21 protein-coding genes are annotated in these 23,847 nt (G+C 63.1%); 18 read left to right on the forward strand and 3 right to left on the reverse strand.

Going from position 1 to position 23,847, the window contains the following annotated elements; translation table 11 throughout:
• The first annotated feature begins 77 nt into the window (after positions 1 to 77).
• On the forward strand, positions 78 to 740 hold the full coding sequence (locus ACR0JC_RS14480; protein ID WP_093963303.1) for a L,D-transpeptidase: 663 nt from the start codon (positions 78 to 80) through the stop codon (positions 738 to 740).
• A gap of 4 nt (positions 741 to 744) precedes the next feature.
• Here ACR0JC_RS14480 and ACR0JC_RS14485 read toward each other — a convergent pair whose 3' ends face one another.
• Positions 745 to 1,017 carry a hypothetical protein gene (locus ACR0JC_RS14485; protein WP_170341619.1) on the reverse strand — a complete coding sequence of 91 codons (273 nt, stop codon included), beginning with the start codon at positions 1,015 to 1,017 and terminating at the stop codon, positions 745 to 747.
• 249 nt (positions 1,018 to 1,266) lie between these two features.
• Between ACR0JC_RS14485 and ACR0JC_RS14490 the strand changes: the two genes are divergently transcribed.
• The 17 genes from ACR0JC_RS14490 (at position 1,267) to ACR0JC_RS14570 (ending at position 21,425) form a co-directional block, all read left to right on the forward strand.
• On the forward strand, positions 1,267 to 3,777 hold the full coding sequence (locus ACR0JC_RS14490; RefSeq protein ID WP_170341621.1) for a heavy metal translocating P-type ATPase: 2,511 nt from the start codon (positions 1,267 to 1,269) through the stop codon (positions 3,775 to 3,777).
• Between the two features lie 13 nt (positions 3,778 to 3,790).
• Positions 3,791 to 4,177 (forward strand): Cu(I)-responsive transcriptional regulator, encoded by a 387-nt coding sequence (gene cueR, locus ACR0JC_RS14495; RefSeq protein WP_093963300.1) that lies wholly within the window; start codon positions 3,791 to 3,793, stop codon positions 4,175 to 4,177.
• 177 nt (positions 4,178 to 4,354) lie between these two features.
• Positions 4,355 to 5,020, forward strand: a complete 666-nt coding sequence (locus tag ACR0JC_RS14500) for a Crp/Fnr family transcriptional regulator (protein WP_170341623.1) — start codon at positions 4,355 to 4,357, stop codon at positions 5,018 to 5,020.
• Positions 5,021 to 5,116: 96 nt separating this feature from the next.
• Positions 5,117 to 5,332 carry a YgaP family membrane protein gene (locus ACR0JC_RS14505; protein ID WP_170341624.1) on the forward strand — a complete coding sequence of 72 codons (216 nt, stop codon included), beginning with the start codon at positions 5,117 to 5,119 and terminating at the stop codon, positions 5,330 to 5,332.
• A 1-nt stretch (position 5,333) separates the two neighbouring features.
• Positions 5,334 to 5,765, forward strand: coding sequence for a YeeE/YedE family protein (locus tag ACR0JC_RS14510; RefSeq protein ID WP_170341626.1), 432 nt, complete (start codon positions 5,334 to 5,336; stop codon positions 5,763 to 5,765).
• 4 nt (positions 5,766 to 5,769) lie between these two features.
• Positions 5,770 to 6,207 (forward strand): DUF6691 family protein, encoded by a 438-nt coding sequence (locus tag ACR0JC_RS14515; RefSeq protein WP_170341628.1) that lies wholly within the window; start codon positions 5,770 to 5,772, stop codon positions 6,205 to 6,207.
• Positions 6,208 to 6,292: 85 nt separating this feature from the next.
• Positions 6,293 to 7,177, forward strand: a complete 885-nt coding sequence (locus ACR0JC_RS14520) for an MBL fold metallo-hydrolase (protein WP_170341794.1) — start codon at positions 6,293 to 6,295, stop codon at positions 7,175 to 7,177.
• Positions 7,178 to 7,192: 15 nt separating this feature from the next.
• Positions 7,193 to 8,875, forward strand: coding sequence for a bifunctional protein tyrosine phosphatase family protein/NAD(P)/FAD-dependent oxidoreductase (locus ACR0JC_RS14525; protein ID WP_170341630.1), 1,683 nt, complete (start codon positions 7,193 to 7,195; stop codon positions 8,873 to 8,875).
• Positions 8,876 to 8,940: 65 nt separating this feature from the next.
• Positions 8,941 to 10,677, forward strand: coding sequence for a SulP family inorganic anion transporter (locus ACR0JC_RS14530; RefSeq protein ID WP_170341796.1), 1,737 nt, complete (start codon positions 8,941 to 8,943; stop codon positions 10,675 to 10,677).
• A gap of 88 nt (positions 10,678 to 10,765) precedes the next feature.
• A complete protein-coding gene (locus ACR0JC_RS14535) occupies positions 10,766 to 14,326 on the forward strand; it encodes an AAA family ATPase (protein ID WP_170341632.1) in 3,561 nt (1,186 codons plus the stop codon).
• Between the two features lie 30 nt (positions 14,327 to 14,356).
• The gene (locus tag ACR0JC_RS14540; RefSeq protein ID WP_093963294.1) at positions 14,357 to 14,614 is read left to right on the forward strand and encodes a DUF4242 domain-containing protein; all 258 of its coding nucleotides are present in this window, start codon (positions 14,357 to 14,359) and stop codon (positions 14,612 to 14,614) included.
• Positions 14,615 to 14,719: 105 nt separating this feature from the next.
• A complete protein-coding gene (locus ACR0JC_RS14545) occupies positions 14,720 to 16,135 on the forward strand; it encodes an FAD-binding oxidoreductase (protein WP_170341636.1) in 1,416 nt (471 codons plus the stop codon).
• 105 nt (positions 16,136 to 16,240) lie between these two features.
• Positions 16,241 to 17,056 (forward strand): ABC transporter substrate-binding protein, encoded by an 816-nt coding sequence (locus ACR0JC_RS14550; RefSeq protein ID WP_170341637.1) that lies wholly within the window; start codon positions 16,241 to 16,243, stop codon positions 17,054 to 17,056.
• A 1-nt stretch (position 17,057) separates the two neighbouring features.
• Positions 17,058 to 17,891: an amino acid ABC transporter permease gene (locus ACR0JC_RS14555; RefSeq protein WP_170341640.1), complete on the forward strand. Its 834-nt coding sequence runs from the start codon at positions 17,058 to 17,060 to the stop codon at positions 17,889 to 17,891.
• The gene (locus ACR0JC_RS14560) at positions 17,891 to 18,622 is read left to right on the forward strand and encodes an amino acid ABC transporter ATP-binding protein (RefSeq protein ID WP_170341604.1); all 732 of its coding nucleotides are present in this window, start codon (positions 17,891 to 17,893) and stop codon (positions 18,620 to 18,622) included. Before ACR0JC_RS14555 ends, ACR0JC_RS14560 begins: the two co-directional genes overlap by 1 nt.
• A gap of 98 nt (positions 18,623 to 18,720) precedes the next feature.
• On the forward strand, positions 18,721 to 20,565 hold the full coding sequence (locus ACR0JC_RS14565; RefSeq protein ID WP_480763980.1) for an amidohydrolase: 1,845 nt from the start codon (positions 18,721 to 18,723) through the stop codon (positions 20,563 to 20,565).
• A gap of 41 nt (positions 20,566 to 20,606) precedes the next feature.
• A complete protein-coding gene (locus ACR0JC_RS14570; RefSeq protein ID WP_170341644.1) occupies positions 20,607 to 21,425 on the forward strand; it encodes a M90 family metallopeptidase in 819 nt (272 codons plus the stop codon).
• Positions 21,426 to 21,432: 7 nt separating this feature from the next.
• On the opposite strand, the gene nadC is transcribed toward ACR0JC_RS14570, so the two are convergent.
• Together nadC and ACR0JC_RS14580 are read right to left on the reverse strand one after the other, a co-directional pair.
• Positions 21,433 to 22,281 carry a carboxylating nicotinate-nucleotide diphosphorylase gene (nadC, locus tag ACR0JC_RS14575; RefSeq protein ID WP_170341647.1) on the reverse strand — a complete coding sequence of 283 codons (849 nt, stop codon included), beginning with the start codon at positions 22,279 to 22,281 and terminating at the stop codon, positions 21,433 to 21,435.
• The gene (locus ACR0JC_RS14580; RefSeq protein WP_170341648.1) at positions 22,254 to 23,846 is read right to left on the reverse strand and encodes an L-aspartate oxidase; all 1,593 of its coding nucleotides are present in this window, start codon (positions 23,844 to 23,846) and stop codon (positions 22,254 to 22,256) included. Before ACR0JC_RS14580 ends, nadC begins: the two co-directional genes overlap by 28 nt.
• Between the last annotated feature and the right edge of the window lies 1 nt (position 23,847).

Below are 23,847 nucleotides of genomic sequence, written 5' to 3' on the forward strand. Positions count from 1 at the left end.
CTCGGGGTCTGTTTCAGGGAATCGTTTAGTCCGATCTTTTTTCTTGCTGCCACGGCAAGGCGACTGGAGGTGCAGACATGCTGACCAGAAGACATTTTGTTGCGACTTCGCTTGCTGTTTTCTCGCAACCGATTCTTGGCGCGACATCGGCCGAAGCGTCGACCGCATCTCAATGGGCGGCTTGGGACAGGCAGGTGACGCCGGCCAACTATGACCCGGCCACCTCGAACCCTTGGGGGTTGAATCCCCGGTTTCTGCCGCAACGGGTCGAAACCAATCGGTCGCTGGTGCCCGGTGACATTCACGTGGATGCGGTCGCGCGCTACCTGTATTTCATCGAAGAGGGCGGAACCGCGATGCGATACGGCGTGGCGATCGCCCGTGGCAATCTCTACGAACCCGGGACCTACACGATCCGGCGCAAAGCCAAATGGCCGCGTTGGACCCCGACCGCAGACATGATCAAACGCGATCCGCAGGACTATGCGCAGTTTGCCGACGGAATGCCCGGCGGACCCAACAACCCCTTGGGCGCACGCGCTTTCTACCTGTTTCAGGGCAATCGCGACACATATCTGCGCATCCACGGAACACCCTATTCCCGGTCTATCGGCGGGCGGGCAAGCTCAGGCTGTGTACGTATGGTCATGGCCCATATTATTGGCCTGTATGACCGGGTGCAGCCGGGCGCGACGGCTCATCTTTACCCACCCGAAAGATTTGCGACTGCCAGCAGCTGATCCGTCACGCGCGGGCGCAGATCGGGCGGCCATCGGCGGTTCTCAGCGGTAGGTATGTCGTTTCGACCGGGCCCACGTACCGGTACCAGTAACAACCGTCTTCGGGCATGATGCGAACGGCGGTCAGGTCCTGGCCCGGCGCGGCGATCTCGACCACGCCCTCGGGCACTTTGGCAAGGTCACCGGGGGCTTTGTCGCCGGACATCAACGTGGTCTCGGTGCAGGCGGCAATCAGGGACAGCGCGCATAGCCCAATCAATGCTTTCCTCGTTGTCATGCCGCACCTTTCCGATTCCCAAGTGATTCTCTTTGCGTGATACCCTCGCATCCAAGCGATCCCGCTTCAATTCACCAAGGATCCGCCGCCATCCATCGTTGCCCTGTTGCCGACGGAGCACAGCAGCAAACTGCTCTTGCCCTGACGGGATGGTTTGCTTGGTGCGCGGGGATATTCCGCAGAGGGCCTTGACCTTCCACTTGCTGGAACCCTTATGTACAGGGTCGACCGGATAATCGTGGTGACGACATGGCCAATATTTCACATGCCAAATTTCAGGTTCAGGGGATGAGTTGCGCGTCTTGCGTGGCTCGGGTTGAGCGTGCGCTCAGCGCGGTTCCGGGCGTCGACTCGGCTGCCGTAAACCTGGCGAATGAGAGCGTCCAGGTGGATTTCGATGCTCCGGCTGATGTCAAATCCATCGCACAGGCGATGGAGGCGGCGGGCTATCCAGCCGTGACCGAGACCGTCACGCTCAACATCCAAGGCATGAGCTGTGCTTCATGCGTCGGCCGGGTCGAGAAGGCTTTGCTTGCCGGGCAGGGGGTGCTGGCGGCGTCGGTCAACCTCGCCTCGGAAAGCGCGACCGTCCAGTTTGCAACGGGCGCCACGACACCCGAAGCGATTGCTGCACTGGCCAACGCGGCCGGGTACCCGGCGACGCCGCGCAACTCGGCTCAGGCAGCGGCGCAGGATCGCAAAGCTGACGAAATCCGCAAACTGGCACTGCGAACGGGGTTTGCGGCAATCCTGGCCTTGCCGGTTTTCATCCTTGAAATGGGCGCGCATGTCATTCCCGGCATGCATCACCTGATTGCAAGCACCATGGGTCTGCAAGCCAGCCACTACATTCAGTTCGTCTTGACGACACTGGTCCTGTTCGGGCCCGGTCTTCAATTCTACACCAAGGGCTTTCCAGCACTTGCCAAGGGTGCGCCAGACATGAATTCGCTGGTCGCTTTGGGCACGTCGGCGGCTTATTGGTTCTCGCTGATCTCGACCTTTGCGCCCGAAATCCTTCCGACCGGCACGGCCAATGTCTATTACGAGGCGGCCGCGGTCATCGTGGTTCTGATCCTGCTGGGCCGCTTTCTTGAAGCACGCGCCAAAGGCCGAACCGGCGAGGCGATCCGCAAGCTGGTCGGCCTGCAGGCCAAAACCGCGCGGGTCGAACGGGAGAACCGCATCGTCGAACTGCCTATTGATCAGATCGCAGTGGGCGATCTGGTTCACGTGCGGCCCGGCGAAAAGATCCCGGTCGATGGCTCGGTGCTGAGCGGCAGTTCGTATGTTGACGAAAGCATGATCACGGGTGAGCCCGTTCCGGTCGAGAAATCCTCTGACGCAACCGTCGTAGGCGGCACCGTGAACGGTACCGGAGCGTTGACCGTCCGCGCCGAAAAGATCGGAGCGGATACGATGCTGGCGCAGATCATTCAGATGGTCGAACAGGCTCAGGGCGCGAAGCTGCCCATTCAGGGCTTGGTTGACCGTATCACCCTTTGGTTTGTTCCCGCGGTGATCGCGGTGGCGGTCGTGACAGTCCTTGTTTGGTTGCTGTTCGGACCGGACCCGGCACTCAGCATGGCTCTGGTTGCCGGGGTCGCGGTGCTTATCATTGCCTGCCCCTGCGCAATGGGTCTGGCTACGCCGACATCGATCATGGTGGGCACGGGGCGCGCTGCGGAAATGGGCGTTCTGTTCCGCAAGGGCGACGCGCTGCAGATGTTGCAGGAAACCACTGTTGTAGCGGTGGACAAGACCGGCACCCTGACGGAAGGCCGCCCGGAACTGACTGATCTTGTGGTTGCCCAAGGGCTGGATGAGGACACCGTCCTGCGCCTGGTCGCAGCCGTCGAGGCCACTTCGGAACATCCGATCGCCACCGCCATCGTGCGCGCGGCCGAGACACGCGGCCTGAATCTGCCGAAGCCCGAGGATTTCAAGTCGATCACCGGCTATGGGGTTCAAGCGGTCATCGAAGGGCACAGCATCCTCATCGGTGCCGATCGTCTGATGGAGCGCGAAGGCATCGACATCAGTGCGCTGTCAGATCACGGCGCGTCGCTGGCCGCCAAAGGCAGAACACCGCTCTACGCCGCAATCGACGGAACCGCTGCCGCCGCAATCGCGGTGGCCGACCCGATCAAGCCCAGCACACCGGAGGCCATCGAAGCCTTGCACGCGCTGGGGCTCAAAGTGGCGATGATCACGGGCGACAACAGGGCGACGGCCGATGCCATCGCAGCACAGCTTGGGATCGACACAGTCGTCGCCGAAGTCCTGCCCGAAGGCAAAGTCGCTGCACTGGAAAACCTGCGCGTGAACGGCGGCAAGTTGGCTTTTGTCGGTGATGGGATCAACGACGCTCCGGCGCTGGCGGCCGCGGATGTCGGCATTGCCATCGGCACCGGGACCGACGTTGCGATCGAGGCCGCAGACGTGGTGCTGATGTCGGGCGATCTGATCGGCGTGGTCAACGCCTTCGATATCAGCCAGCGCACCATGCGCAATATCCGGCAGAACCTGTTCTGGGCCTTTGGCTACAACACGCTGCTGATCCCGGTGGCCGCGGGAGTTCTCTATCCCTTTGGCGGACCCTTGCTGTCCCCGGTTTTGGCGGCTGGCGCCATGGCGCTGTCCAGCGTGTTCGTCTTGTCAAACGCATTGCGGCTGCGTTGGGTCAAGGCGGCCCGGCCGCCGAGCGGATCCGACCGCAAACCGCAGACCATTGCACACGCACCCACACCCGCCGAATAGGAAAGGAGCCGCCATGAACATCGGGGACGTCGCCGAACGCTCGGGTTTGCCGGCCAAGACCATCCGGTATTATGAGGATATCGGTTTCATCAAACCCAGACGCTCGACCAATGGATACCGCCATTTCGACGAGAAAGAACTGCACAAGCTGGCGTTCATCGGGCGCGCGCGGTCGCTGGGGTTCACCATCGAAGACTGCCGCTCGCTTCTGGCGCTGTACGAGGACAAGCACCGCGCCAGCGCGGACGTCAAGCGGATCGCCAAACAGAACCTCGAAGAGATCGATGCCAAGATCGAAGGTTTGAAAGCCATGCGCGAAACACTGTCGCACCTGATCCAGGAATGCGCCGGAGATGACCGCCCGGATTGTCCGATCCTCAAGGATCTGGGTCGCGACTGACAGGATAGACCCGAGGCACCTTCGGGCGCTTTCCCTTGATCGCGACCACGGTTCTGTCCTAGGCCATGCGGCAGGTGCACAGGACGCGTTGTTACGAACGTATCGTCTAGGCCGGGCGAAAGACGGCAGAACCGTAATGATCTACGAGGGCTTTGGGCCACCCATGCAAGCAGCCACATGACAATCACTGACTGGACCCAGCGGTTCCACGGAACCAGCCACCTGCCCGATGCGGTACGCGCCCGGTTGCGCGCGGCCGCGCGGATCGTGAAGTTCCCGAACGGGGCCCAGGTGTTCGGGCCCGACAATGTGCCGGACAGCCTCATGTTTCTGTACGAAGGCCGGATCCGCGTTTCACAAAGCTCGGATACGGGGCGCGAAATCGTCTTGTATCGGGTCGAAGCCGGCGAAAGCTGCGTGCTGACCACGGCATGCATGCTGGCCGAAGAGGCCTATAACGCCGAAGGCATTGCTGAAACAGATGTCACCGCGATCGTCCTGCCCAAGCCTGCCTTCGACCGCCTTGCCGCGGAAGAGGACGCGTTTCGCGATTTCGTGTTCCAGGCCTATTCCCGCCGATTGATCGACCTTCTGCGCGTGGTCGATGACGTCGCCTTCGGCCGGATCGATGTCCGGCTGGCGGAACGTCTGCTTGCATTGGCCGATTCCGCGAACGAGGTGCAAGCGACACACCAACAACTGGCCAGCGAACTGGGAACCGCGCGTGAGGTTGTCTCGCGGGTGCTGCACGACTTCCAGAAACGCGAGTTGGTTTCGCAATCTCGGGGCAAGATTACGCTCACCGACACAACGGCTTTGCAGGCTTTGGCCCACAGCACCTGATTTTTCGGGAATCTTTTCGGCATTCGTGACATTGTCACTGAAGAGACGCTCCTGGCGTCATATATGCCATTCAGAAACCTGAATATGGAGGGCGATATGACCAACAACGTCGGAACGATCGACCGCACGCTGCGCGCGGCTCTTGGGTTGGTCCTGCTGTACCTTGCAGTCTTCAGCGGGCTGGCCCTGTTCGCCGCACCACTGTTCAAATATGGCGCTGTGATCATTGGCATCATCATGCTGTTGACCGCGACCATGAAATTCTGCCCGGTGTACACGCTTTTGGGCATCAAAACCTGCAGGACCAGATAATATGGAAACCGTATTCACGCCTTTTGCATCCTTTGGCGGCGGCCTGCTGATAGGCTTGGGCGCAGTGTTGTTGATGTTGGGCCTCGGCCGCATCATGGGTGCCACCGGGATCATGTCCGGTCTGGTCTTTCCTGACAGCGGGTCCGAGTTTTCCTGGCGGCTGGCGCTTGTTGCCGGAATGATCGTTGCGCCGGGTCTGATCTACGTGCTGACCGGCTCCATGCCGGCCATCGAGGTGCCGATCAGCCCGCTGATGATCGTGGTCGGCGGCGTCATCGTCGGTCTGGGCGCCAGCCTCGGCTCGGGGTGCACCTCGGGTCACGGCGTATGCGGCCTGTCGCGGTTGTCGACCCGGTCCCTGGTTGCCGTTCCGACCTTCATGGTAACTGCCGCCATCACGGTTTTCGTGATCCGCCACGTATTCGGAGGGTGAGGCAATGAAACTGTTCCATACGTTCCTGACCGGCCTTGTCTTCGGCACAGGCATCGCGATCTCGGGCATGATGAACCCGGCCAAGGTGTTGAACTTCTTCGATCTGGCCGGAACCTGGGACCCCAGCCTCGCCTTCGTTATGGGCGGTGCGCTGGTGGTGACATTCATCGGCTATCGCCTGATATGGCGACGCGCCGCGCCGCTTTTTGCGGACCGGTTCCAGATTCCGGGCGCAAAGCACATCGACATGAAGCTTGTCGGCGGCTCAGCCTTGTTTGGCGTGGGCTGGGGCATCGCAGGATTCTGCCCGGGCGCGGCAATTCCGGCCCTGGGCACCGGACGGTGGGAGGTTCTGCTGTTTCTGGGCGCGGTCGCCGCCGGGCTGGCCCTGGCGCGCATTCTGCAAGGGCAACCATTGATTACACGTTCGGCCAAGGCCTGAGCGTCAGAGAGGAGGCACGATCATGACCGACCAAAAGGCAATCGACACCCACAACCAGAAAATGGCTGACGCAATCGCGACACCAATTTCCGCATATCCGGTTGATCTGAGCGTCAAACCCAAGGTTCAGGGCTTCTACGACGAGGCCACGGCGACGATCAGCTACATCGTTTCGGACCCGACATCCAACGCCTGCGCGATCATCGACAGCGTGATGGACATCGACTATGCCGCTGGCCGGATCACATTCGAACATGCCGACCTGCTGATCGCCGAGATCGAAAAGCAGGGCCTGAAACTGGAGTGGATCATCGAGACCCACGCCCATGCCGATCACCTGTCGGCGGCGCCCTACATCCAGCAAAAGCTGGGCGGCAAGATCGGCATTGGCGAGAACATCAAGATCGTGCAGGAGGTCTTCGGCAAGATCTTCAACGAAGGCACCGAGTTCCAGCGTGACGGCAGCCAGTTCGATGCACTGTTCACCGATGGCATGACCTACAAGATCGGCAACATGACCGCCTTCACCATGCACACACCGGGCCATACACCGGCCTGCATGGTGCATGTGATGGGCGATGCGGCGTTTGTGGGTGACACGCTGTTCATGCCCGATGGTGGTTCGGCCCGAGCCGACTTTCCGGGCGGAGATGCGGGAACGCTTTATGACTCGATCCAGAAGGTGCTGAGCCTGCCGGACGAAACCCGGCTGTTCATGTGCCACGATTACGGCCCCAACGGCCGCGACATTCGCTGGGAAACCACGGTGGCCGAGGAAAAGGCGCACAACATTCACGTGGGCGGCGGCAAGTCGCGGGACGAGTTCATCAAGATGCGCACCGAGCGTGACGCGACGCTGGCGATGCCGACCCTGATCATCCCGTCGATCCAGGTCAATATCCGGGCGGGTGACATCCCGACCGACAAGGACGGCAACCAGATGCTCAAGGTTCCGGTCAACAAGATCTGACCGCAGGAGACAACAATGGAAATCCGAAAGATTTCGGGCGCACTCTCGGTGTCGCCACAGGTAACGCTTGCCGATATCCCGGCGATCAAGGCCGCGGGCTTCCGCGCCATCATCTGCAATCGCCCCGACGGTGAAGGGTCCGACCAACCGACATTCGAGGAAATCGAGGCCGCTGCAGAAAAGCTTGGCATCGAAGCCCGGTACGTTCCCGTCCAGACTGGCCTGGTTCGGGATGAGGACGCGCAGGCCTTCGGTCAAGCCCTGACCGAACTGCCAGGTCCGATCCTGGCCTATTGCCGGACGGGCACGCGCTCGGCCACGCTTTGGTCGCTGCACGAAGCCGCGCAGGGCCGAGCCTTGCCTGACATCCTGACCTCAACCAAGGCTGCCGGATATGACATGAGCGGCGTGGCCCGCCGCATCGCCAATGGCGGCAAGACGCCCACCGACACCGGCGACGCGTCCTTTGACGTGGTGATCGTGGGCGGCGGGGCCGGGGGCATCGCCACCGCCGCCAGCTTGCATGCGCGCAAATCCGACCTGTCGATTGCCATCATCGACCCGTCGGATGTGCACTATTATCAACCCGGCTGGACCCTGGTGGGCGGCGGCGTGTTCACGCCGGAACAGACGGCCAAGACCATGGGCGCGCTGATCCCGCGCGGGGTCAAATGGATCAAGGCCGCCGTGGCCGCGTTCGAGCCACAGAACAACGCCGTCATTCTGGATGGTTGCCGAGTGGTCAAATACGACCGTCTGGTGGTGACTCCGGGGCTCAAGCTGGACTGGGGTGCGGTCGAAGGGCTGGAGGAAACGCTGGGCCGCAACGGCGTGACCTCGAACTATCGCTATGACCTGGCGCCCTATACCTGGCAGTTGGTCGAAGGGCTGAAGGTGGGACGGGCGCTGTTCACCCAGCCGCCGATGCCGATCAAATGTGCGGGCGCGCCGCAAAAGGCGATGTACCTGTCGGGCGATGCGTGGGTCCGACGCGGGGTTCTGAAGGATATCGACATCCAGTTCATGAATGCGGGCGGGGTGCTGTTCGGGGTCAAGGACTATGTCCCGGCGCTGATGGAGTATGTCAGGAAATACGACGCCACGCTGAACTTCTTCCACAATCTGGTGGCGGTGGACGGGGCGGCGAAAACCGCCACGTTCAAGGTCGCCAAGCCCGACGAGCAGCCCGAGCAGGTGACGGTCGAGTTCGACATGATGCATGTCTGCCCGCCGCAGGTGGCGCCGGACTTCATCCGGGTATCGCCGCTGGCAGATGCGGCGGGTTGGGTCGATGTGGATCAGTCCACGCTGCGCCACAAGAGCTTTGACAACATCTGGTCGCTGGGCGACGTGATGAACGCGCCGAACGCGAAAACCGCGGCAGCTGCCCGCAAGCAGGCGCCGGTGGTGGCCGACAACATCGTGGCCGATATCGAGGGCCGCGGCCCGGTGGCGGCCTATGACGGTTACGGCTCGTGCCCGCTGACGGTGGAACGCGGCAAGATCGTGCTGGCCGAGTTCGGCTATGGCGGTGTCCTGAAGCCCAGCTTCCCTAAGTTCCTGATCGACGGCACCAAACCCAGCCGCGCGGCCTGGGTCCTCAAGGAAAAGCTGCTGCCGCCGGTCTATTGGTCGGCGATGCTGAAGGGCAAGGAATGGATGGCCAAGCCCGAGCCGCTGAACGTGGCGGCCGAATAGGTCGCTAGGGCTTCTTGCCCTGCGCCATCCAACACCCGCCCTGTGCCCTCTTGAACGTGGAACCGATGCACAACCTGTTGCGATACTTGCCAATTCTGGATTGGGGCCGCCGGTATGACCGGGCGGCGCTGTCCAATGACCTGATCGCCGCGGTGATCGTGACGATCATGCTGATCCCACAATCGCTGGCCTATGCGCTGCTGGCGGGGCTGCCGCCCGAGGCGGGTATCTATGCCTCGATCGTGCCGATCATCCTCTATGCAATCTTCGGCACCAGCCGGGCGCTGGCGGTGGGGCCGGTGGCGGTGGTGTCGCTGCTGACGGCATCCGCGGTGGGGCAGGTGGCTGAACAGGGCACCGCCGGTTATGCTGTGGCAGCAATGACGCTGGCTTTCCTGTCGGGCGGGTTCCTGATGTTGCTGGGCGTGTTCCGGCTGGGCTTTCTGGCCAACTTCCTGTCTCATCCGGTGATCGCGGGCTTCATTACCGCCTCTGGCATCCTGATCGCCACCAGCCAGCTGAAACACATCCTGGGGGTCAGCGCGCATGGGCATACTTTACCCGAGATGTTGGGCTCGATCTTTGCGCATCTGGACCAGACCAGCGGAATAACCGTAGTGATCGGTGTGCTGGCCACGGCGTTCCTGTTCTGGGTGCGCAAGAACCTCAAACCCGCACTGCGGCGCATGGGCGTACCGCCGCTTTTGGCCGATGTACTGACCAAGGCCGGGCCGGTGGCGGCGGTGGTGGTCACGACCGTGTCGGTCTGGGCCTTCGGGCTGGACGCGCGCGGCGTCAAGATCGTGGGCGAGGTGCCCCAGAGCCTGCCGCCGCTGACCCTGCCGGGGCTGTCCTCAGACCTGATCGGCGCGCTGCTGGTGCCCGCGATCCTGATCTCGATCATCGGCTTTGTCGAAAGCATCTCGGTCGCGCAGACGCTTGCGGCCAAGAAACGCCAGCGCGTCGACCCCGATCAGGAACTGATCGGACTGGGCGCGGCCAATCTGGGCGCGGCGTTCACCGGGGGCTTTCCGGTCACCGGCGGGTTTTCGCGTTCGGTCGTTAACTTCGACGCGGGCGCCGAGACCCCGGCAGCCGGTGCCTTCACCGCCGTTGGGCTGGCGGTTGCCGCACTCTTCCTGACCCCGCTGGTCTATTTCTTGCCCAAGGCGACGCTGGCCGCGACGATCATCGTGGCGGTGCTCAGCCTGGTGGATTTTTCAATCCTCAAAAAGACCTGGGGCTATTCACGGGCCGATTTCACCGCTGTCGCCGCCACAATCGTCCTGACCCTGATGGCCGGTGTCGAAGCGGGTGTTGCCAGCGGCGTGGCAATCTCGATCCTTCTGCATCTTTACAAGACTTCACGTCCACATGTGGCCGAACTGGGGCTGGTGCCGGGCACTCAACACTTCCGCAACATCCTGCGCCACAAGGTCCAGACCGACCCCACGCTGGTCACGTTGCGGGTGGATGAAAGCCTGTATTTCGTGAATGCCCGCTTCCTCGAGGATCTGATCCAGTCGCGCGTGACCGAGGGTTGCGAGATCCGCAACGTGGTGCTGATGTTCTCGGCGGTGAACGAGGTCGACTTCTCGGCGCTCGAAAGCCTTGAGGCGATCAACCACCGCCTGCGCGACATGGGCGTCGGCCTGCACCTGAGCGAGGTCAAAGGCCCGGTCATGGACCGACTGAAGCAGTCGCATTTCCTCGACGACCTGAACGGTCAGGTGTTTCTGTCGCAATATGACGCCTGGCAAAGACTGACCGCGCCTGACCGGATCACGTGGGCCGCGGAATGAGTTCTGGTTCCTGAGCCGCGTAATCATGATTATGTAAAGTTTATTCCTCACGCTTGATTGACGAATTGCAACCACGCATGATCCGTCAATGGGGTTCACGGTCAAAACATGGCTGAACGATCTTGGTCTGGGCCAATACGCAGAGACCTTTGCGGAAAATGACGTTGATGCACGCGTATTGCCTCTGCTGACCAATGACGATCTCCGAGAGCTTGGAGTCAGCCTCGGACACCGCAAGGTCATTCTGGCTGCCGTGCGCGTCCTGTCTGATGAACAGGCGCCCGAGCAACCCACATCTGACATCGCAGCAGCCGCAGCCGAAATACCGCCCGACACGGATGGGCAACCGTCGCGCGCTCCGGCCGAGCGGCGCCATCTGACGGTCTTTTTTGCCGATCTCGTCGGCTCGACCGAATTGACCAACCGGATCGACCCCGAAGACATGCGGATCCTGTTGCAGCGATACCAGGATTCCGTCGCAGGTGCCGTCAGCCGGTATGGAGGATATGTCGCCAAATACCTTGGCGACGGGCTGCTGGTCTTTTTCGGGTGGCCCCGCGCCTATGAGGATCACGCCATTCGGGCCGTCAAAGCTGGTCTCGAAGCCGTGCGAAGGGTCCGGCAGATGACGACGCCCGACGGAACCCCGCTCGCCGTGCGCATCGGCATCGCCAGCGGCGACGTGGTTGTCGGTGACGCGATCGGTGAAAACTCGTTCGAAGAAGGCGCCATGACCGGACCGGTGTTGAACTTGGCCGCCAGGTTGCAGGAAAAAGCCCCGGCAAACGCCGTCGTCATGCCCCGTACAGACCTGATAGGGTCACTGGATGGCGTGTTCGAGGTTTCATCCTTGGGCAGCGTGCCTTTGAAAGGCTTCGATGCCGCGCACGACCTGGTTCAGGTCGTGGCTGAGCGCAGCGCCGAAAGCCGGTTTCACGCGGTTCGCGGGGATGGTGCCCACGGGTTCCTGATCGGCCGCAGTTTTGAAAAGGGCATCCTTCTGCAATCCTGGAAACACGCGCAGGACGGCAAAGGCGAAGTGGTCCTGCTGTCAGGTGAAGCGGGAATCGGCAAGTCGCGCCTGATCGAGGAGTTTCTGCAGGACGAAAGCGTGGTCCATCAGGCCGACATCATCAGACTGAACTGCTCTCCCTATCTCACCAGCAGCCCGTTTCACCCGGTTGCCGAACGGATTTCGCAGGATGCGGGCGTCGACCCGGATTTTGACGACGACAGGGTGCAGGAGAGTGTTCACGACATGCTGGCCCAGCGGCAAGGACTGGATCTGGACCTAGTTCTTCCTGCCTTCGCCGCCTTGGTCGCCCCGCGCAGCACCTTGGCCCAGCAGGTCCTGCAACTGTCGCCCCAGGAACAGCGAGACCTGACGATCCAAGCGCTGATCACCACGGTAAAGGCCCGGGCCGTCCAACGTCCGGTCATCCTGTTTGTCGAGGATGCCCATTGGATCGACGCCTCGACCCACGCGTTGCTGGACCGTTTCAAAGCGTTGTGCGTCGACCTTCCCCTTCTGATCGTGATCACGCATCGCCCCGGCTGGGAAATGCAGAAGACCGAAGGGGACAGCCATGTCCAAACCCTGCATCTGGGGCGACTTGATGCCGAGCAGGTCGCCCATCTGGTGCAACGTGTCTCGGGACGCGATCCGGATCCGGAATTGGTCGACCTGATTGTCGAAAAAACCGACGGCGTGCCGCTTTTTGTCGAGGAACTGACACGCGCCATACACGAAACCGGCGGGGTCGGTGTGAATGTGCCCTCGTCCCTGAGCGGAGCGTTGATGGCCCGGTTGGACGCCGTATCGCCCGACGCCAAACAAACGGCTCTTGCGGCGTCGGTTATCGGGCGCGAGTTCGAACCGGCTCTGCTTGCCGCGTCGATGCCGGAAGCCCCGCCAGAGCTCGACACTTGTTTGGCTGAGCTGTGTCGCGCTGGTCTGGTCTTTGAAAGCGGGCACCACAAAGGGCACTATGTATTCCGCCATGCGTTGATCAGGGACACCGCCTATCAGTCCATGCTCAGCAGCACACGCAAGGCCCAACACGCCAATGTCGCCCACGCGCTGATGCAGTTGCGGTCGGCCGAGATTGAACGACGCCCCGAGTTGGCCGCCCGGCACCTGACCGAGGCCGAAGACTGGGCTGCCGCCTATGACCGGTGGCGCGCGGCGACAGAAATGGCCCTGTCACGGTCGGCCAGCCAGGAAGCCCTGGCCAATGCGACGGAAACCCTGAAGGCCGCGCAAAAACTGGGCGACGAAAAAAGTCCTCAGACGATCGTTGGGAACCTTCTGCTTGGGCGCAGCTACGACAGCGCAGGCAGGTTGCCGGAAGGCATCGCCAAACTGAAGGAGGCTTCGGACGCCGCCCGGCACTCAGGCCGGACGGACCTTGCTGCCGACGCGGCACATCACTTCGCCGATTCATGCATGATGGCCGGCCAAAGGCACGGCCAGGCGATCAGCCTGTGCCTCGAGGCATTGGACAGCCTGCCGCCGACAGATGAGGTTCGGCGGTGTCGTCTGATGGCCCAGATCGCCCGCGCCTACATGTTCATCGGCGACTTTGCCGAGGGCACCAAATATGGCCAGCAATGCATGGAACTGGCCGCCCGGCTGGGGGATCACAAATCCCGGTTCGCCGTCATGATGACCCGCTTCGGCGCTCCCTTCGTGGCGCGCCAGGGCGAAGATCGGCTGAACTGGCGCAAGAACCTCGAATCCATGCACGAAGTTGCGGAAAAGCTTGGAAACATCGATCAGGGTCGCGACCGTACCCTGAGCCTGTTTGTCGGTGCCGAAATGGCGGATCGCCAGTTGGTCGACACCTCGTTGAAACTGCTGACCGAGATTTCGGACAAGGACAACCACCGACAGCTGTACTGGGTTCAGATCCACGCCCGTGCAATGGTAGCCATACTGGATGGCGATTTTGAACGCGCCGAGACCTATGCAGGCGAAGCCGTCAAAATCGGGCGGCAGACACACGGCGCCCATGTCGAGGGTGTCTACGGCGTTCAGATGTTCACCATCCGGCGCGAGCAGGCCCGGTTGCATGAAGTGGCCTCTGTGATCAAACGGCTCATGTCCGACAGTCCCGGCGAAACCAGCTGGAAACCCGGTTTCGGCCTGATAGCCGCCGAACTCGGGTTTCGCGAGCCCGCCGAGCGTATTCTCAATGAGATCGCGGACACCGGTTTTGACCTGCCGCAGGACGCGATGTACTCGACCACCCTGTCCTATCTGGCGGATATCTGCGTCGCGGTCGAGAACACGCACCATGCCCAAACGCTGATCGACAAGCTGCTGCCCTACCGGGACCTGACGATCACGGCCGGCGCGACAACCGTCTGCACCGGATCCGCGGCCCGGCGGCTGGGAGCTCTGTCCGCCGTGTTGGGTGATTGGGACACCGCCGACGAGCTGTTCGAAACCGCGATCCAAGTGGACACAGCGATGGCCGCGCCGCCGTGGATCGCCCACAGCCAAGCCGCGCGGGCCTGGGCTCTTCGCCGTCGCGGTCGCGCTCAGGATCTGCGCTCGGCCCTGTCGCTTGAGGCCGAAGCGTTGGCAACTGCCCGGGAATTGGGTATGGTTTCCCTTAGGTCAAAACTTGAAGGATCCGCGTCTTAGACTCCGAGCACATGCGCAGGGGGGTGCATAATGCCAAGGTACATCATCGAACGGAACTTCGCCGAACAGCTTGAGCTTGGCGACGATGACAAGGTAAAGATCAAGGAAATCAACGACGAAGAAGGGATCGAGTGGATTTTCTCGTTCCTGAGCGCGGACAAGCGAAAAACCTATTGCCTGTACGAGGCGCCGGACGCGGAAAGCCTGCGCAAGGCGGCCAAGCGTCTGAACATTCCGGCTGACGTCATCACGCCAGTTGATCGGATCGATCCCGGCATCTTCGCCTGACACGACCAAATTTGCATTGCGCGCCCTTCTCTCGAATGGGGCGCGCAACCCATTGCCCGAGGCAGCACCGCAGGAAACCTGTCCACCTGATCTGGAGGACTGATCATGTTTGACCTGATAACGCTGAACGGCAGCACCAAATCCGTGGACCAAGACGCGCTGGACGCTTTGGACGCGTCGCTGCGTGGATCCGTCTTTCTTCCCGGCAGCCCCGAATACGATAGTGCCCGCACCACCTGGAACAGCATCGTCAACCGCAAACCCGGCTTTGTGATCCGGGCGCTCGGGGCCAGCGATGTGCAAAAGGCCGTGAATTTCGTGCGCGAGGCAGGGCTGATCATGTCCGTCCGCTCGGGCGGGCACCAAATCGCCGGACATGCCGTGGCCGATGATGCGGTGATGCTGGACCTGTCGCAGATGAAATCGGTGCATGTCGACCCGAAGGCGCGCACCGCGCGTGTGGCGCCGGGTGCGGTTCTGGGTGACGTGGACCGAGAGACGCAGGCGCACGGGTTGGTGGTTCCGACGGGCATCAACTCGACCACCGGGATCGCCGGGCTGACACTGGGCGGCGGCTTTGGCTGGACCACGCGCAAGTTCGGTATGACCATCGACAACCTGATCTCGGCCGAGGTGGTGCTGGCCGATGGCTCGATCGTGACCGCATCGGAAAACAGCCACCCGGACCTGTTCTGGGCCATTCGTGGCGGTGGCGGCAATTTCGGCGTGGTCTCCTCGTTCGAGTTCCGCCTGCACCCGCTGGGGCCGCAGGTGTTGTCCGGCCTTGTGGTGCATCCGATCGAGCAGGGCCCCGCTCTGCTGCCCGAATACGCGCGGATCGCTGACACTGCGCCTGACGAGTTGACGGTCTGGACGGTGATGCGCAAGGCCCCTCCCCTGCCCTTCCTTCCCGAAGACTGGCACGGGCGCGAGGTGCTGATCTTTGCCGCCTGCTATGCAGGTCCCATCGAAAACGGCGAAGCCGCGATGGAGCCGCTGCGCGCCCTCGGGGACCCGATCGTGGACGTAATCTCGCCGCACGCCTTCGTCGACTGGCAGGCCGCTTTTGACCCCCTGCTGACCCCCGGCGCGCGAAACTATTGGAAAAGTCACGATTTTGATGCCTTGCCCGCGGATGCAATCGCAGGGCTTCTGGACAGTATCTCGACCCTTCCGGATCCGTCCTGCGAGGTATTCATTGCCCATGTCGGCGGTGCGATGGCCCGGGTCGAGGCTGCGGCGACAGCCTATCCGCAACGCTCGGCCCATTTCATCATGAACGTGCACACCCGTTGGGAAGATCCGGCCAAGGATGACACCTGCATCGCCTGGGCACGCGCGCTCTATGACCGCATGACGCCGCATGCAACCGGCAGTGCCTATGTCAATTTCATGCCAGCGGACGAGGCCGATCATTTGTCCGGCGCCTACGGGGCCAATGCCACGCAGCTGTCGCGCATCAAAGGGCGGTACGATCCCGGCAACCTGTTCCGGGTGAACCACAACATTCCACCCGCGTGACGGCTTGAACTTCTTGCGGGGTTTGGCATAGACCGCGACCAACTGGACAGGGTCGGCGGGCAACACTACCGTGGGCCCGACATTCCCAACAGGAGACCCAGACTCATGTCCAAGATGCTTTCGATCGCGGCCGCAACCCTTGCGTTCACCGCAACTTCGGCCCTTGCGGACGGGCAGTGCGCCGCGGGCAAGACCCTGACCGAGGGCAAGTTCACCGTGGCCACCGGAAACCCGGCCTATTACCCATGGGTGATGGATGACGCGCCCGAGTCTGGCCAGGGCTTTGAAGCCGCCGTCGCCTATGCCGTGGCCGAAGAGATGGGCTTTGCCGCAGATGACGTGGTCTGGGTCCGGTCGTCCTTTGACGAGGCGATCCAGCCCGGCGCCAAAAACTTTGACGTGAACATCCAGCAATACTCGATCACGCCCGAACGCGATCAGGTCGTTGATTTCTCGGCCCCTTACTACACCGCGCCGATGGCGGTTCTGGTCAGCGCAAACGCCGTTGACACTCCGCCCACGCTCGAGGCGCTGAAGGGCCTGCAATGGGGCGCGGTCGGGTCGACCACCGCCGTGCCGAAACTGGCCAGCGTGATCCAGCCGGATGCGGACCCGCTGCTCTATGGCGACAATGCCGACGTGAACGCGGCCATGACCGCGAACCAGATCGACGCCGCGCTGTTCGACCTGCCTACCGCCCTGTTCCTGAGCGCGGTGATGATCGAAGGGTCCAAGGTGATTGGCCAGTTCCCTGCCGATCAAGGCGACAACCCCGACCAGTTCGGCATGTTGATGGAGGAAGGCAACCCGCTGAAATCCTGCGTGGATGCGGCCATCGCCGCGCTGACTGAAAGCGGCAAGCTGGCCGAGATCGAGGCCAAATGGCTGCAGGACACGACGGGCGTTCCGCTGATCAAGTGACATGACACAGAACAGAACGGCGGGCCCGACCCGCCGCGAACTTTTTGAGGCGCAGCAGCGGCGGCGGTCGATCCGGATCGCCGCGACCAGCACCGTTCTGGTCGTCGTGGCGCTGATCGTGCTGGTGCCGCTGGCGCCGGGCTGGGTCAAGGTCCAGCAGAGCTTTTTCAACGGCGAGGTTCTGGTCAAGACCTTCCCGAAGCTGCTCGAGGCCTTCAAGATCAACGTGATGATCTTTGCCTGGTCGGCGCCCGCGATCGCGGTGCTGGGGCTGCTGATCGCGCTGGCCCGCGACACCAAATCGCCCGCGCTGTTCCCGTTGCGCATATTCGGCGCGGCTTTCACCGACATCTTCCGTGGCGTGCCTGTGATCCTGACCGTCTATCTGATCGGTTTCGGCATTCCGGGGCTGGGCCTGACCCGGCCGTGGAACTCGCCCTATATCTGGGGATCGCTGGCGCTGATCCTGACCTACTCGGCCTATGTGGCCGAGATTTTCCGCTCGGGCATCGACAGCGTCCATCACAGCCAGCGCGCCGCCGCCCTGTCGCTGGGCCTGACCGAAGGCCAGGTGATGCGCGACGTGGTGCTGCCGCAGGCCGTCCGCAACGTCGTGCCCTCGCAGATGAACATGCTGATCGCGCTGCAAAAGGACGTGTCGCTTCTCAGTTTCATCGGCCCGGTCGAGATCTTCCGCCAGGCCGGCGTGTTCAAATCGCTGCTGGCCAATTTCACGCCCTATGTGGGCGCGGCGATCATCTTCCTGATCGTGACCATCCCGGCGACGCGCTATGCCGACCACCTGATGGCCCGACAAATGCGAGAGCGGCGCTGATGGCGAAACTGAACCTGCGCAACGTCATCAAACGCTTTGGCGACCGCACCGTCTGCGACGGCATCGACCTGACCGTGGACGAGGGGCAGATGGTCTGCCTGATCGGCGCTTCGGGGGCGGGAAAATCCACCGTTCTGCGCTGCATCAACCTGCTCGAGCCGATCGAGGATGGTGAGATCCTGCTGGACGGGGTCGACATCTCGGTGCCGGGTCTGGATCCGCAATCGGTGCGCGCGCGCATCGGCATCGTGTTCCAGAGCTTCAACCTGTTCCCGCACATGACCGCGCTGGACAACGTGATGCTGGCGCCGCGCCGCGTGCGCGGCCGCACGCGCGCTGAACTGCTGCCCCAGATCGAAGAGATGTTCGAACGCTTCGGGCTGGCCGACCGGATGCACAACTATCCCGACCAGCTGTCAGGCGGACAGCAGCAGCGCGTCGCCATCGCGCGGGCATTGGCCATGCAGCCCGAGGTGATGCTGTTCGACGAGATCACCTCGGCCCTGGACCCGCAACTGGTGGGCGAGGTTCTGGACGTTCTGCTGATGCTCAAGCAGCAGGGCATGACGATGGTGATGGCCACGCACGAAATGGGCTTTGCCCGGCAGGCCGCAGACAAGGTGTGTTTCCTGCAGAACGGCCGCATCGTCGAGGAAGGCCCGCCCGAGCAGCTGTTCGACCACCCGCAGCAGGACGCCACACGGCAATTCCTCGCGCGCGCGCTCAAGTAAACGCCGGCGCGCCGGTTCGACAACTGAATATTGCACGGGCCAGACGCGGACTTCGTGCTAGACTCCATCGCATTGCCATATGCTGCTGGAGGTTCGGAATGCGTCTTTCATCCCTGTCTGCCGTGAGCGTTGCTGCCGGTCTGACCTTCGGCAACATGGCTTTTGCCCAACAGGTCGCGGACACGATCTATACCGGTGGTCCGATTCTGACGATCGATGACGCCCGGCCCACGGTACAGGCGGTCGCGGTCAGGGATGGGCGGATCATCGCAATAGGTGAACTGGCCGAGATGCGCAGTCATCAGGGCGACGATACGACGATCTTTGACCTGGACGGGCGCGCAATGCTGCCCGGCTTTGTCGACAGCCACGGCCACGTGGTCATGGGCGGTTTGCAAGCCCTGTCGGCGAACCTGCTGGCCCCACCGGATGGCAAGGTCACCGACATTGACAGCCTGCAGGCGGCGTTGTCCGCGTGGGCCGAGGCCAATAGCGACACGGTCGAAGCGATGGGGATGATCATCGGCTTTGGCTATGACAACGCGCAACTGGCCGAGCTGCGCCACCCCACCCGTTCCGAACTGGACGCGGTATCGCGCGACGTTCCGATCATGATCATCCACCAATCCGGACATCTGGGGGTCGGCAATTCCAAAGCGCTCGAACGGGCCGGGATCACCGGAGAAACCGAGAACCCGCCCGGAGGTGTGATCCGAAAGGACGAGGCCGGCGAGCCGAACGGCGTGCTGGAGGAATACGCATTCTTCGGCGCCTTGGTGCCCTTGCTTGGCGCTGTCGGCGAAGACGGGCTGCAGACTTTCGCGCGCGCCGGCAGCCGGATGTGGGCGCGCTTTGGCTACACCACCGCGCAAGAGGGACGCTCCTCGGGCGCGGTGGTTCAGGCCCTGCGCCGGGTGGCCGCGGACGGCGACCTTCCGATCGACGTCGTGGCCTTTCCCGACGTTCTGGAATCGCGCGATTTCATCGCGTCGGACGCCTCGCGCACCTATGCCGACCGGGTGCGAGTCGGCGGGTGCAAGCTGACAATCGACGGCTCGCCGCAAGGATTTACCGCGCTGCGGGATCGGCCCTACTACGATCCGGTCGGGGATTACCCGCCCGGCTATGCCGGATACGCCGCCATCACGCGCGAGCAGTTGCAGGATGCGGTGAACTGGTGTTTCGAGAACGATCTCCAGATCCTGACCCACTCCAATGGCGAGGGGGCCACGGACAAGCTGATCGCTGCCATCGACGAGGCGCAGCTGACCTATGGCGATCCGGGCAACCGGCCGGTTCTGGTGCATGGTCAGTTCCTGCGGGAGGATCAGGTGGCCAGCCTCAAACGATTGGGCGTGTTCCCATCGCTGTTTCCGATGCACACCTTCTACTGGGGCGATTGGCACCGCGACCACACGGTCGGGCCGGTCAATGCCGACAACATCTCGCCGACCGGCTGGGTGACCGAACGCGGCATGATGTTCGGCACCCATCACGACGCGCCTGTGGCGTTTCCCGACAGCATGCGGGTTCTGGCCGCAACGGTCACCCGGCGCACCAGGTCGGGCGACATCCTTGGCCCGCACCAGCGGGTCGACGTGATGACGGCGCTCAAGGCCATGACGATCTGGCCGGCATGGCAGCATTTCGAGGAAGATCAGAAGGGCTCGATCGAAGTGGGCAAGCTGGCCGATTTCGTGATCCTTTCGGATGACCCGACCGCGGTCGACCCCGAAACGCTGGCCCAGCTTCGGGTGCTGACCACCATCAAAGAGGATGCGGTGATCTTCGACGCCGATACGGCGGTCAAGGAGGGGCGACTAGACCGACGCCCCCTTGCCCCGGACCCGGTGACGGCACATCTGCTGCTGCATGCGCTGTATCAGGGCATGGATGTCGAACGGCCTTGGCTGGCGAACTTCACGCGACCCTCGACCGAATGAATCGGCTTTCCGAGGTGGGGCAATAGAGATACCGTCGCCACATGGTGCTGTTTCTGAGCCTTTTTGCGGCAATCGCCGGTCTGGTGGTCTGGTATTTCTGGTCGAAGTCCAGGGCCAAGGCCGCGCTGCTGCTAACACCGCTGAGCGATGAGGAGCGGCGAACCATCCATGCGATGGTGCCGATCCTCGAGCGGTTGCCTGCCAAGTTGCGCGCCACTTTGGAAGGCAAGATCAACCTGTTCCTGAATCAGGTCGGTTTCATCGGCTGCGACGGGCTGGAGGTCACGGACGAGATGCGTCTGTCGATCGCCGCACAAGCTTGCCTTCTGGTCGTCAACTCGGACCAATGGTACGACAATCTGACGACGGTCCTGATCTACCCCAACGCCTTCAAGTCCCGCCAACAGCGGCACAGCGGCTATGTCGTGACCGAACAGGAGATCATCCGTACCGGCGAAAGCTGGGATCGGGGGCCGGTGATCCTGTCCTGGGCGCATAGCCGGCAGGGCGCAGCAAACGATCATGACGGACACAACGTCGTGTTTCATGAATTCGCACATCAGTTGGATGACTTGTCCGGCGGCACCAACGGCGTGCCAGTACTGGCCAGGGATCAAAGTTATGCCGAGTGGGAACGTGTTTTTCTGGCCGCGTATGACGCGCATCTGCACGCGGTCGAGACAGGCCGGCGCACGGTGATCGACCCCTATGGCGCCACCGGACACGAAGAGTTCTTTGCCGTCACGGTCGAGCTGTTCTTCGAACGCCCCGAGGCCCTCAGGGATACCGCGCCCGAATTCTACGGGCAGCTGTCCAAATACTTCCGGCTGGATCCAATCAAATGGCCGAAACCGTCATGATCTATGATCAGAAATCCAGACCCAGATCGATTGTCCGATAGGAATGGGTCAGCGCCCCGGACGAGATATAATCGACCCCAGTGGCCGCGATCTCGGCCACCGTCCCCACGGTGACATTGCCTGACGCCTCGGTCACAAGACGTCCGTCCACCATCGCCACGGCCTCGGCCAGCATGTCGGGCGTCATGTTGTCCAGCAACACGACATCGGCGCCGCCGGTTTCCAGAACCTCGGCCAGCTGGTCCAGCCGGTCCACTTCGATCTCGACCTTCATCATGTGCGACGCACGCGCCTTGACCGCGTCCAGCACCGCGCGCACCCCGCCGGCGGCAGCGATGTGGTTGTCCTTGATCAGGATCGCGTCGGACAGCGAATGGCGGTGATTGAACCCGCCGCCATGCAACACGGCCAGTTTCTCGACGATTCGCAGGCCCGGTGTGGTCTTGCGGGTGCAGGTGATGCGCGCCTTGGTCCCGGCGGTCTGCGCCACCAGCCCGGCGGTAAGGGTCGCCACCCCGGTCAGACGACCGGCAAAGTTCAGCGCCACGCGTTCGCCGGACAGGATCGAGGCTGCGCCGCCGGTGATCTCCATGAGGGTCTGGCCCTTGGTGCAACGGTCCCCGTCGGCCACAAGCGGCGTGATCTTCAACGTCGGGTCCACCAGCCGGAACGCCAGGGCCGCCACCTGCATGCCCGACACAACCGCATCCTCGCGCGCGTTCAGCCGCGCGGCGTAGGTCACGTCCGCTGGGATCACGGTACGGGTGGTGATGTCGCCGCAGGTGCCCAGATCCTCGGACAGCGCAGCGCGGACCATCGGTTCGAGGATCAGGTCGGGGACAGTGGCATGATGCATTTTGCGGTTTCCTTGAAGATTTTCGACCGCAGCGCCACGGCCTCGTCCAATGTCAGATCAGACCGCCGCCCCGGCCCTTCGGCCGTAACCGGACAATCCGACCGATAGTGCGCGCCGCGGCTTTCGGTGCGCATCAGCGCTGCTGCCGCGATCAGCGTGGCGGTTGCTGTCATGTTTCGGAACAGGTGCGACTGGCCGTGCAGCGACTCCAACACGGCGATCCGGCCCAAGGCGCGGCGCAGCCCGTCCGCGTCGCGCACCACCCCCACGCCATCAGTCATGACCTGGCGCAGTTCGGCTACGGCTTGGGGGTCGGGTTCGGTGCCGCCGGACGGCAGGCCCAGCCGCACCTCGGGCGCGTCGGCCACCGTCAGGGTGCCCGCAATGTCACGGGCGCAGGCGCGGGCAAAGACCAGCGCCTCGAGCAGACCGTTCGAGGCCAGCCGGTTCGCCCCGTGCAACCCGGTCGAGGCCGCCTCGCCACAGGCCCAGAGCCCGGTCAGAGAACTGCGGCCGTTCAGGTCGGTGGCCACACCGCCCATGTGGTAATGCGCCGCCGCCGCCACCGGAATCGGTTGGGTTACGGGGTCGACACCGTTGCGCAGGCAGGCCTCGGTCACCGCCGGAAACTGACTGCGGATCGCCACGCCAATCGCCGCGCGCGTATCCAGCGCGGGCCGGTTGCCGGCCTTGGTTTCCAGATAGACGGCGCGCGCCACGACATCACGTGGGGCCAGCTCGGCATCGGGGTGGACGCCTTGCATGAACCGTTCGCCGTGACGGTTGATCAGCACGGCGCCCTCGCCACGCAAAGCCTCGGTGGCCAGAGGCATCGGGTCTTCGCCCACGTCAATCGCGGTGGGGTGAAACTGAATGAACTCGGCATCGGCGATCCGGGCCCCGGCCCGTGCGGCCATGCCGATCCCCTGCCCGCGGATGCGCGCCGGGTTGGTGGTGCGAGCATAGAGCCCCGCCGACCCGCCCGTGGCCAGTACATGTGCCGCCCCACGCAGCAACACCGGTTCGGCCCCCGGCGCATCTGTCGGCGCCAGATATACGCCCGAGACCTTGGCCCCGTCGCTTTCCAGCCCCACGGCCAGCGCCCCTTCGATCACCTGGACCGAAGAGCGACGCCGCAGCTCGGCGATCAGGGCGCGCATGATCTCGGCACCGGCCTGGTCGCCTTTGACACGCACCACGCGGGCCACCGAATGCGCAGCCTCCTGCGATTGGATGAATCCGCCATCGGCGTCCCGGTCGAACCCGGTGCCCAGATCGGACAGGTCCAGAATGTGATCCCGCGCCGCGCGGGTGACGAACTCGGCCACCTCCTGCAGGACCGACCCCGCGCCGGCGCGCATCGTGTCCCGGGCATGGGCTTCGGGGCTGTCGGACGGGTCCATCGCGGCCGCCACCCCGCCCTGTGCCCAGGCCGAACTGGCACCCGAACCCAGCGGCTCGGGCGAAATCATCACCACCGGGTGCGGGTCGAGCTTGAGCGCGGTATAGACCGCGGCCAGCCCGCCGCCGATGATGACCACCCGAGGGGTCGAGACCGTCTGCATC

It is taken from the genome of Ruegeria sp. CH5 (assembly GCF_056537025.1).